At 68.1% G+C, this 11,569-nt stretch carries 6 protein-coding genes and 1 pseudogene; 1 reads left to right on the top strand and 6 read right to left on the bottom strand.

Features of this window, described 5'->3' with window-relative positions:
- Position 1 precedes the first annotated feature (1 nt).
- From AOK03_RS23785 to AOK03_RS23775, 3 genes are all read right to left on the bottom strand, one after another.
- Positions 2 to 3,124 carry an amino acid adenylation domain-containing SDR family oxidoreductase gene (locus AOK03_RS23785; protein WP_055567369.1) on the bottom strand — a complete coding sequence of 1,041 codons (3,123 nt, stop codon included), beginning with the start codon at positions 3,122 to 3,124 and terminating at the stop codon, positions 2 to 4.
- A 53-nt stretch (positions 3,125 to 3,177) separates the two neighbouring features.
- Positions 3,178 to 3,852, bottom strand: a complete 675-nt coding sequence (locus AOK03_RS43190; protein WP_055567368.1) for a hypothetical protein — start codon at positions 3,850 to 3,852, stop codon at positions 3,178 to 3,180.
- A 337-nt stretch (positions 3,853 to 4,189) separates the two neighbouring features.
- Positions 4,190 to 5,509: an NsdA family TPR-like regulatory protein gene (locus tag AOK03_RS23775; protein WP_157869054.1), complete on the bottom strand. Its 1,320-nt coding sequence runs from the start codon at positions 5,507 to 5,509 to the stop codon at positions 4,190 to 4,192.
- A 414-nt stretch (positions 5,510 to 5,923) separates the two neighbouring features.
- Here AOK03_RS23775 and AOK03_RS23770 point away from each other — a divergent pair, with 414 nt between their 5' ends.
- Complete coding sequence (locus AOK03_RS23770) at positions 5,924 to 7,870, top strand: flavin monoamine oxidase family protein (protein ID WP_079074919.1); 1,947 nt, start codon at positions 5,924 to 5,926, stop codon at positions 7,868 to 7,870.
- A gap of 40 nt (positions 7,871 to 7,910) precedes the next feature.
- Here AOK03_RS23770 and AOK03_RS23765 read toward each other — a convergent pair whose 3' ends face one another.
- From AOK03_RS23765 to AOK03_RS23755, 3 genes and pseudogenes are all read right to left on the bottom strand, one after another.
- Positions 7,911 to 9,824, bottom strand: a complete 1,914-nt coding sequence (locus AOK03_RS23765; RefSeq protein ID WP_055567366.1) for a CASTOR/POLLUX-related putative ion channel — start codon at positions 9,822 to 9,824, stop codon at positions 7,911 to 7,913.
- Positions 9,825 to 10,520: 696 nt separating this feature from the next.
- A complete protein-coding gene (locus AOK03_RS23760; RefSeq protein WP_055567365.1) occupies positions 10,521 to 11,261 on the bottom strand; it encodes a bestrophin-like domain in 741 nt (246 codons plus the stop codon).
- Positions 11,262 to 11,291: 30 nt separating this feature from the next.
- Positions 11,292 to 11,569 (bottom strand): annotated as a pseudogene (locus tag AOK03_RS23755) (hypothetical protein); the annotation flags it as partial.

Raw genomic sequence — 11,569 nt, 5'->3', positions numbered from 1 at the left:
GTCAGCTGCCCGCGTGGGCAGGGACGGCTGTGGGGGGCTGCAGGTAGCCGGAGTCGACGAAGTACCGCAGATAGGAGTCGATGAGGTCGGCGTCGACCGGCGGGCAGGTCAGGCCGGAGTCGGCGATTGCCTGTTCGAAGTTGCTGCGGCCGAAGACGGGGAACGTGTCGGCGACGTACATCTCCTTGACCGAGATGGCGGCGCCCCGGGCCGGTTCGATGAACATCGGCATGAACGGCGCCATCGGCTGGCCGGGATCCTGGGCGGTGAGCTCTGCCATGTAGGCCACCCACTCCTCGTAGGGCACGGTCCGTACGGGGTAGCCCATGGCCTGGAGCCGTTCGACCAGGAGGGACAAGCGGCCGTCCTGGGCGTTGGTGATGTTGTACGCGTGTCCCTCGGCCTTGCGGTGGGCGAGGATGTGCACGATGGCCTGGGCGGTGTAGTCGACGGGGACGAAGTCCAGCGGGAGCCCCATGTCGGGGGCGAGACCGGTTTCGGCGATGCTGCGGAACAATGCGCACATCATCGTGTCGGTGTTCCAGATGCCGTCGGAGAGGTTCCCGGTGATCTCGTAGGGGCGGTGGATGGCAGCCGCGAGGCCTTGCTGGGCGGCCTGAGAGATCAGGCGTTCTGCGACCCACTTGGTCTCCGGGTAGCCCAGGGAGATTCGGTCGCCGAAGTCCAGCGGGGTGTCCTCCTCTATGTGGCGCACTCCGGCGGTGCCGAATCCGGCGATGACCGCGATGGACGAAACGTAGTGGAACTCCTTGGGCGGCCCGGTACGGGCCAGCTCCAGCATGGTGTGGGTACCGCCTACGTTGATCGCTTCCAGTGCGGCGTACGGATAGGCGAAGTTGACCCGCGATCCGGCGTGGAGCAGCGTGTCCGATGATTCACCGAGCGCGCGGAAGGCTGCTTCGCTGAGCCCGAACCGGGGTGCGGCCAGGTCACCGGGCACGACCGTGACCCGCTCTGTGATGCGGGCGAGATCGAGACCGTAGCGGCGCATCCGAGCCGCCAGCCGTCGCCGTCCCTCCCGTTCGTCACCGGCGCGCACCAGGCAGTGCACCTGCTCGGCGACACCGTCGTGGAGGAGGGCGTCCAGGAGGTACGTGCCCAGGAAGCCCGTGGCGCCGGAGAGCAGGACGTGTCGCCCGCGCGACGGCAGGTCGGGTGCGGTGGGGAAGCGCAGCTGCGGATCGAGGCGGGAGACGGCCTCGAGGTCCACAGCGGCCTCACTGGTATCCGTCTCCGGGGTGTCCTGCAGTTCCTGGACGCGTGTGGCGAAGGTGCGCACGGTCGGATTGGCCAACAGGGTGCGGATCAAGTGGCGGCTGTCTTCCGGACGAAGGTCGAAGCGTGCACGGCAGCGGGCAGCCAGCTGCGTCGCCTGCAAGGAGTGCCCGCCCAGCGCGAAGAAGTCGTCATCCCGGCCGACCTTTCCGGCGACACCCAGAATGTCCGTCCAGACGTCGGCCACGTCATGCTCCGCCGGTGTCTGCAGCGTCGAGTCCGTGTGCCGGCCGGCGGCCGCGTGCCGGGTGGCTTCATGGTCGAGTTCAGCGCGGTCGATCTTCCCGGAGCGCGTCAGGGGCATGCGGGGGCGGACGAGGATCGGGTTGGGCACCATGAAGACGGGGAGCCGGTCGCGCAGGAATTCCCTTAGTGCCGAGGGGAGTTCATCGGGGCTGTTTCCGTTGCGTGGGGTCACCCAGGCCACGATCCGGTCGTTGCCGTCATCTCCCTGAGCAGTTACCGCAGCTTCGCGCACCTGGTCGTGGGCGCTGAGATGGACCTCGATCTCGTCCAGTTCAATCCGGTAGCCGCGCACTTTCACCTGCCGGTCGGCACGGCCCAGGAACTCCAGCACCCCACCGGACCGCCAGCGGGCCAGATCCCCCGTCTTGTACAGGCGTCCCGACGCTGCATGCCTTCCGAGCTGGTCCGGGACGAACCGCGATGTGGTCAGTTCCGCATCGCCGAGATAGCCCAGGGCCACGCCGTCGCCGCCGACCCACAGTTCTCCGCTCTCCCCGACATCGGCCAGGGCTCCGTCGGCCCGCACCACATAGGCGGTGGAGTTGGCCACCGGGGTTCCGATCGGCACCGTCTCGGCTTCGGGCGGCAGCTCGGTGACGTGGTGCACCGTGGACAGGGAGGAGTTCTCGGTCGGGCCGTAGCCGTTCAGGAACATCCCCGGGCGACCGTGGGCAAGGACCTGGCGGACCGCTTCGGGTGAGAGCGCGTCACCTCCCGCGATCAGATACCGCAGGCCGTCGAACATCTGCGGGCGCACCTTGGCCATCTGATGGAACAGCCCGGCGCTCAGCCACATGACACTGACCCGCTCCGTTCGCAGCGCCGCTTCCAGAGCGTCCGCGGCCAGCAGCGTGTCCACCTCTGCAAGGACCAGCCGGGCTCCATTGAGCAGGGCGCCGAACCATTCGAAGCAGGACACGTCGAACGTGGGGTTGGTCGTCGCCAAGACCACATCGTCCGCACTCAACCGCAGGCGTTCGTCCCCGTGGCATACCAGCCTCACCGGGCCCCGGTGAGGCACCACCACGCCCTTGGGCACCCCCGTCGACCCAGACGTGAAGATCACGTAGGCGGGATCGTCCGCCCCGACGCGCACCCCGTCAGAGGCCCCCGTGCGCTCGAACTCGACGCCCTCACCGATGATCAGGGCACGTTCCTCGACCGCCTGCCGGTGCCGGTCACTTGTGATCACTGTCTCGGCATCGGCGTCATCGAGGATCTGCAGCAGGTGGTGGCGCGGGTAACTCGGGTCGAGCGGCAGGTAGGCCGCTCCCGCCCGCATCACGGCCAGTACCGCCGTTACACAGGCCACGGACCGCTCCAGCAGGACGCCGACGCGGTCACCGGGCCTCACACCCGCGCCGACGAGGTGATCAGCCAACCGAGCCACCTCGTCGGTCAGTTCACCGTAGGTCAACCGCTCGGTACCCTGACACACTGCTACCGCCTCGGGAGTGGCGTCCGCCTGCTGCGCGAAGAGTTCCGGGACGGTCCCTGTGCGCGGGTAATCGGTGGACTCGCTGTTCCACTGGCTTACGCGGCTGAGGTGGTGCGAGGTGGTGTGGCGCAGTGCTGATGTCATCAGAGGCCTTCCTTGACTTGTGGGTGGTTGTTTCGAGTCGGCTGCGCTGATCGTCAGGGCGCGGCGGGGCAGGGCTGGACTGCCGCGGCCCAGAAACGGGAGAGCACAGGCTCGACCTGGGCGATGCCCTGCTCGACCAGGGCCGGCGCTTCTCCCCGGGCGAGGCCGTAGGCCGCCACCTCTCGGGCTTCTTCGATGAAGCGTTCCGGAGCGGTTTGGAACAGCGAGAAATAGTCGATGACCGGTTGTGGCATCGGTGCTTCCTGCCGTTCCAGCTCCTCCGTCAGCGCCGCACAGGTGCCGCACCACAGCAGGAGATCCGCCCGTACGGCACAGGCTGCCTCGGCCGGGCCGGCTCGCATCGCCAGCCATGACATGAAGGAACCGAACTCGCGCATCCCGTTCGGCAGTTCTCGGCTGCGCAGCTCCTTTTCGCCCCATCCGAGCGCCTCGGCGCACGCCAGCAGTGGAGCGTCGCAATCGAGCACCAGACGTGCCAGGTCCACGAAGTAGCCGGAAACCGGCTGCACGGGGTAGCGCGCTGCCATCGTGGCGAAGGCCGCCACTTCCGCTGCGTGGGCATGGAATTCACCCAGCACGATTTGGGCTACCTGGGCAGATCCGGCCTGCCCCGCCGAGAGCGCCGAGAGCAACGGGTTGTCTTGCACGTGCGCAGTCAGGTCCGGAGTTGCTTGCTTGATCAGTACGTCGACGTCGTTGTAGGACATCTGGGTCTCCCTCGGGGCATGCCGGTCCACGGCAGAGGTGATTGGCTCCGATGCGGCACGCCGCGGGCGCAGAGGCGGATCGGGTGCCGCTTGGGATCGGGTGCCCCCGCCCCCCGGAGGGTGATGCGGCGCACGAGACGAATCGTCGATGCACATGATGTGCGCTTGCGTGCTTGTGAATTCCGGAAGGCGTCGAAGCCGCCGCGGTTATCCGGATGTGAACGAGCCCTTTGCCTTCAGCCCTCAGCAGCCGATCCGCGCAGCTGGACTCGTAGCGTCAGCCGTGTCTCCCGCCGGGGGTGCGGACCCGAAGGGCGCCTCGCACACCCCACGTCCGTCAGGATCCATTCGCCCCAGGTGTGTGGCCCTTGGCGCGGAGCAGCAGATCGCCTGCTTCCGGGACCCGGGCATAGCGCCGCAGTTTGCGGCGCATGACGGCCAGGGCGCGCTCGGCCTGCCATGAGTGCAGGGAGGTGAGAAGGCTGAGGAACTGCGCCCCCTGGGCGCACGCCGCGTCCACACGGCCCAGGTGAAGATAGATCTCGGTCAGCTGGGCGTGGGTGAGGGCCATGCTGCGGTTCTGGCCCGCGTCACGAGCTTCAAGGGAAGCGAGGAGGGCCTTGACGGCTGCGTCCGGATCACCCAGCGCGAGAGCGGTCTGCGCGCTCCGGTACAAAAAGCTGGCGCGGGAGTAATGCGAAAAGGGCGCAGAACTGGTCTGCGGCCCGTCGCCGTAATAGCGCTCGGCGGCCTCCAGCTCTCTCCGCGCCTGTTGCTCGTCGTGAAGCAGCGCATGAAGCTGGGATTTGAGGTTGTAAGTGAACGCCAATACCGCAGGGTCGCCTTCCACGTGTGCTTGCCTGCAGGCGTCCTCTGCCAGAGCCAGGGCGGGAAGGGGGAATCCCTGGGCTAACGACTGACCGCTCAGCGCGCGCAGGGAAATTGCGGCCAAGCCGTCCCTTCCCGCTTCAATGGCGAGACGGTAACCGGTGCGCAAATACTCCTGAGCCAGCGACTGATGGCCTGCATCGGCGTTGGCCGCACCCAATAGGTGAGCCAGTTTCGCCATATCGGCCAGCTGACCCGTTGAACAGTCTTCGCCACCGGGAACGCCCACCAGCGCGGCACTGGAGTCTCGGACGTAGCCGACGAGCATCGTGCGAGTGAACAGCCCGCCGTATCGTTCGGTCAGATCCGTGAAAACTTCGGTTATGTGGCTTCGAACCGCGGACTCCGCCCCTTCGACGGGACGCGCTGAAGTGGTGGAGCGATCGAGAGCGGAAGCCCGACCGGTCAGCTCGTGTGGTGCGGTGGGCGGCGTGTACGGAGTGCGGAGCAGTTCTGGCCCGGCGCGGGGGTCGGTGTCCTTGCGGCAGAGGTCCGCCAGCGAAGTCAGGGCATCGGCCTCCGCGCGCCACAGCGTCGGGGGGGTGGCTGACAGGCCGGTCTCCCAGGCCGTCACAAGGCGGCCGAGACGCTGGCTGAATGCCGCTGCCACCGCGTCGGGCACCGGCGCAGCAGGGCGGGCGCCCGCCAGCCAGCGTGACACCGCGCTGCGGTCATACCTCAGCGTCAACCCCGAACGAGCGCCGTGCCGCGCCACTGCCCTTACCAGTTCGGCCGACGACCAGTCCGCTTCTTTCAGAAGCCCCGCCAAGCGCTCGTTGCGCCGTCTACGCGACACGGGGGGCTCTCGGACGGATCCGGTCACGAGCAACAGCACGGCACAGCCGTCGCCGCCACGGCGAGGGTTTCACCCGCCGCGGCCACCCGGGGCAGCTCGTGGACGCCTCTTTCCATCCCGCGGCAGGGTGCCCCACTGACAGCGATACGCGAGGCACATCGCACGGGGAGACCCGGACAGTGTTCATCTGCACCCCCAGACCTCCCCCATTGTCGCCACGGTGGCCGACGCCCGGAAGAGCCAACTGTCCAGCAAATCGCGCCGGGACCTTGCCTGCCCCCAGGCGTGCACGGGGTGCCGTCCCACTGACCGCCGGTCGGGTGACCTGTGTGCCTGGCTCCTGTGTGCCGCCGCGAGCGAGTTCGGTCCAGGCCCTAGACCGGATGAATGCCCATCCAACGCCCCACCCGTCGCGCCTTCACGAAAACCGTTGCCGGTCTGGCCACGGTCGGCGCACCGACCGTGGTCTCGCTTCCCGGCCATGCCGCGGACAGAAGCGGCAACGTTCCTCCCGCGTCTCCGTCGTCCAAGGACGCGTCGGCGGACGTGGCACGAGCCCTACTGCTCCTGGACAGAAACGATCAGCCACTCGTCCCTGCCTACAAGAAGATCCTGCTGGGCGGTGGGCTGCCGCGGGCCGGCGGGGGGCCGAAGAAGGTTTTGGTCGTCGGGGCGGGCGCTGCCGGGCTCACCGCGGCGCACCTCCTCAACGAAGCCGGCCACGAGGTCACCGTGATCGAGGCCAACGGAAACCGGGCCGGTGGGCGCATCAAGACGTTCCGGACCGGAGGGCACGAGAAGGCCGAGCAGCCCTTCGCCGACCCGAAGCAGTACGCGGAAGCCGGTGCGATGCGCATCCCGGACGTCCATCCCCTGGTGACCGGCCTCATCGATCAACTCGGCCTGAAGCGGCGCCGCTTCCTCCTGACGGATGTCGGCCGTGACTCCAGCGGCACGGGCCGGACCTGGCTGTATGTGAACGGCATCCGGGTACGGCGTGCCGACTACGTCAAGAACCCCAAGCCGGTCAACCGGTCCTTCGGCGTCCCGGAGCACTTGTGGGACGTGCCCGCGGCCCGCATCGTCGACTCGGTCCTGGACCCGGTGCGCGATGAGTTCTCCGCCGTGGGACCGGACGGCCGTCGCGTCGACAAGCCCCTGCCGGAGCTCCTGGCGGGTTGGACTCGTGTGGTGGAGCAGTTCGGCGAGTGGTCGATGTACCGGTTCCTGTCCGAGCACGCGGGTCTGGACCACCGGACGATCGAGCTGGTGGGCACCTTGGAGAATCTCACCTCCCGGCTGCCGCTCTCCTTCCTGCACAGCTTCGTCGATGCCTCGCTCATTCACCCGCAGACGCGCTTCTTCGAGATCGAGGGCGGAACCGCTCGCCTGGCCGACGCCCTGCTGGCGCGGGTGCGGCACCTGGTGCGCTTCAACTGCCGTGCCACCCGCGTCGCGCACGGCGCGGAGGCTCCCACCGGCAAGAGAGTGTGGGTGGACACCGTCACCGAGTCCGACGGCGGACCCGTGCGACACGAGCAGTTCACCGCCGACATCGCGATCATCACGGTGCCCTTCTCGGGGATGCGTCAGCTCCCCATTTCTCCCTCGCTCTCCTACGGCAAGAGACGGGCCGTCATCGAGATGCACTACGACGCGGCCACCAAGGTTCTCCTGGAGTTCTCCCGGCGCTGGTGGGAGTGGACCGAAGCGGAGTGGAAGAGCGAACTGGAGACGTTCAGGCCCGGCCTGTACGCGGCTTACCGCGACGGCAAGGCGCCCACCGACGGGTCCCTGCTGGGCGCCCATCCCTCAGTACCCGAGGGCTGGCTCAAGGAAGCACAACGCGTGCAGTACGCCGCACGTCGCTCCGCCCTGCGCGACCAGCCCGAGGCGACGGCGACGGCGGGCGGTGGCTCCCTCTCGGACAACTCCAACCGCTTCATGTTCCATCCCTCCCACCCGGTCCCGGGCAGCAAGGGCGGCGTGATCCTCGCCTCGTACAGCTGGTCCGACGACGCCTTGCGCTGGGACTGCCTGGACGACGACACCCGCTATCCGCATGCTCTGCGCGGTCTGCAGGACGTGTACGGACAGCGGATCGAGGTGTTCTATACGGGTGCGGGACGCACTCAGAGCTGGGTCCGAGACCCCTACGCGTATGGCGAAGCCTCCGTACTCCTGCCCGGCCAGCACACCGCGCTCGTGCCGCACCTGACCTCCCCGGAGGGGCCTTTGCACTTCGCCGGGGACCACACCTCGCTCAAGCCCGCCTGGATCGAGGGTGCGCTCGAGTCCGCGGTGCGCGCCGCCCTGGAGGTCCATCACGCCTGAGCCCCGGCCGGTCGTCCGGTGACGAAGGCACGCCTTCGCCTCAGCATCGCCCGTCGAGGACGATCACCATGTCGCCGCCTGTCAGGGACAGCAGTGCTGCCTTGTCCGGGTTGACGACGATGCCGTAGTCCGGCCTGCGTTGAGCGTGGCGCGCGAGTCGGTAGCCGATGGCGATCTGGTCGCGGCGAAGGGCGGCTTCGACCACCGTGTAGAAGCTGACGGTGGCGTGCGGCTGTACGTACTCCTGGGCGGGGCGCAGCCTGATCTGGCATCCCTCGGGATCGAAGAGCTCCTGGAAGAGCCGGTTCAGCTCGGGATTCTCCGAGGTCTGCGCCATCCGCAGACTGAGCAGGTTGTCGCTCAGGATGAAGTCGTCGGCGTGTGCGGCCTGCGCCAGTGTGCGGTTCCGGTCGTCGGCCATCTCGGTCACCACCGAGAAGTCGTGGCCGTGCTGAACGGCCAGGTCGCGCAGGTGCAGCAGGGTCATGAGGGTGCGCGAGTCCGTCGCGGACTTGTCCACCCCTCCGGCGTCGCCCACCACCATCACGTGCTGGTAGGCCGCCAGGTCCACTTCCTCCAGGACCACACGGTTGGCAGGGTCGGCCGCGAGCACGCCCAGTTCGATCTGCGGAAGACCGGCACGGAGCCGCTCCACGCGGTCGTCCAGGTCGGGAACGTCGGCGACGATGTCGAGCCGGGAACCCTCGGGCGCCAGGTGCGCCAACTGTTTGACGGCCTCAGGCGTCCTGGCGTTCCAGCCAAGGAGTAGCACCCGCTCAGGCTGTGGATCCGACGCCTCGTCGGTGACGATCGCCTCGAATGTGATGGTGGGCACCTCGTCGGTGGGGATGACGGTGTCGTCGTCCTCCGAGATGGCGACGATCTGGTCCGTGCCCAGGATCGCGGAGTCAGCGGGAGGGTTGAGCAGGATCTGCCCGTCGAGACGGCGGATCCCGATCACGGTGGAGGTGCGGAAGGCGTACACGGCCTCGCCGAATGTCCGCCCGGCCAGCTGGGGTTGGGCGGACATGTAGATCTCGTCACCGTCGAATTCGAGGAGTCCCGTGTAGACGATGGACAGCCCGGACTGGAGGCTCGTCTGGACGAGCAGCCGGGCGATGAAGCACTGGGCGCTGACGACGTGGGTGTGCGCACCGCCGGCGATCAGAGCCGCCGGAAGGTTGTGGTCGTCCGCGATGCTGGTCACCACGTGCGGCACCGCCCGCCCTTCGTGACTCGCCTTGGAGAGGGCTCCGCTGGTCACCGCGAGCAGGGACTTGATGACGGAGATGTCCGCGTCATCGTGTTCAGGGGGCAGGACGACGATGGAGCGTGCCTCCTTGGGGTTGACCAGGTTGATGTCGGAGATGCGCGTAGGGTCGCCGGTGCGGCAGACCACTCGCGTCGGTGCGGTGGCGCCCACCCGTTCGCGTATCGCGTCATCCATCTGCGCCTTGTCCTTGGGCGCGAGTACGGTCACGCAGGCGTACTTCTGGTTCCGGTTGGCCTCGACGAGCTCCGAGATGATCATGTGAACCTGCTCGGACCAGCCGAGAATGACGGTGTGATCGCTCTCGACGACCACGGACCGTCCCTTGCGCAGCTTGGCGAGCTTGCGCTGGATCCCCGCTCCGAGGACCCCGATCAGAGTGCTGAGCAGCAGGATTCCGATGATGGTGATGACCGTCGAGACGATCCGGTACGCGACGCCGACAGGAGGGTCCGAAGGGATGTAGTCACGCTGCAGCATGCCGGGAGGGTTGAGGACTCGCAGGGCGCTGCGCCACAGGACGGATGCTCCTCCCTCCTTCCGTACGAGGTCCGGCGCGAGTACGAGGAGCGTGATGGCGTTGAGGAAGGCGAGCGCCAGCATGGCGGCCGCGATGACACCGATCATCGCGGGTGTGCCGCGCGCCATCGCGTTGTCGAACCGGTAGCGGAAGCGTCGCAGCATCGGTCACCTCCTGGGATACGGGGCACGTCGTGGGTCGCAGGCGTCTTCCCGGCTCAAGTGGGTTGTGGGCATGCGTTGGGACCTGACGTCCGCCCGCGGAAGTGCGTCGCGTTCTCGCGGTCGCGTTTCGCCATGGGCCACTCCGTGCGTATGTCAGAACTCATCACAGAGCCACGTTGCGGGCGAAGACCTCCAGCGATCACGCACCGGTGCCGCACGCGGCTCTCCGTACCAGACCTCCAAGGGATCACCAGGTCGGACGGACCGCACACGGCTACCGGCCCGCAGGACGGTTCGAACCCGCCGTGAAGGCCTTGCTGGACGGAGAGCCGGTGCCTCACGAGTGGGTGCCGCGGCGTGCTCCGGTCGGGTGACGTGTCGTGCTGGGGCAGTCGCTGCGCCGAGCGTGCCGTCGACGGGGGACGATGTAGCCGTATCCGCGTGCGCGGTCCCACCGGTCGACTATTCCCTCGCGCCGCTGCTCCGTCATCGAAGAAGCTCTGCCCTCGCGGGCACGCGCACTGAACCGTCGTCCGCGGACGCCCGGCCGGGAGGAAGCCAGGTGGGCCGCACCTCGGGTGGTCCCTACTCTGCACGCGCCCCAGTCCGTCCGCATCGTGACGGCACCCGCGCGGCATTCTTCGTCGCGTACGCCCTTGCTCGCTCCAGGACCGTGCGTGCCAAGGGGTCCGAGAGTCAGAAGTGCCGGAGGAACGGAGACGGGTCGACGGCGAACAGGCCGCTGAAGGGGCTGTCCAGCTGGTAGATGAGCAGCGCCGTGAAGGCGATGAGACCGGACAGTCCCATCGCCATCACGACATGAGAGAAGCTGCGTCGGACACCGAACAGGAACATGAAGCCGATGGTCAGGACGCCGCCGCCGATGAGGCCGAACCAGATCACCGGCGAAAGCCGCTGCCCCGCGTCGGTCTCGCGGCCACGCCTCGCCTCGTCCAGGGTGCTGAGTTGTGCCAGCGTCTCCTGTCCGGTGACCTGCTGGGCGGGTGTGGCGTGGTCGGGCAGCTGCGCCGACGCGCGCACCTGTTCCAGGAGTTGCCAGCCCTTCGGATCCGGTGACGTCTCTTCGGCCAGGGCCGGCCATTCGACGTCGGTGACGTGACGGACGTAGGACTCGACCTCCTGGCGCATCCGATCACCCTGTGCGGTGGGCAGCCCGGCGGCCAGGAGATGGATCTGGTGCGCCGCACTGGCCTCCGCCGCGACATGGTCCTCCGCGCCGGAATGCGTGTCCCACACCGTCACCAGGGCCAGGCCCAGGACGAGGGCGTACAGGACGCCGACCATCATCGAGATGTACTCGGCGACGTCTTCGCGGGGCTCGTCGTTGGGCCCCATCGGGTGGAAGCGGTGTTTGATCAGGACGATGACGGCGGCGCACAGTGCGACGCCGGAGACGAGGGCGATGCTTTCGATCATCAGGGGCCCCGTTGTGGGTCGATGGCGTGATCAACGTCTGCGTGAGCCGAGCACGGCGGCCGCGACCGCCGCGGGCAGCAGGATGAGGATGAGAGCGGTCCCCACACCGAGCCCGGTCGGGGTGTGGTCCGCGCGGACGAACCGGCCGAGCAGCGACCGGGTGGGCTGTTCGGGCGGCGTCGGCGGCTGTGGTCTGGTCTGGGCCGGCCCCACCGGTGGGGGTGGTGCGACGGGGTAGGGCCGGGCCTGTGCTTCGCCGGGTTCGGGCAGGCCGGGCGCGATGATGCCGGGTGGGGGAGGAGGCGGTG

The organism is Streptomyces atriruber (genome assembly GCF_001418325.1).
Classification (GTDB): Bacteria; Actinomycetota; Actinomycetes; order Streptomycetales; family Streptomycetaceae; genus Streptomyces; species Streptomyces atriruber.
This window is presented reverse-complemented; position numbering and strand designations above follow the sequence as displayed.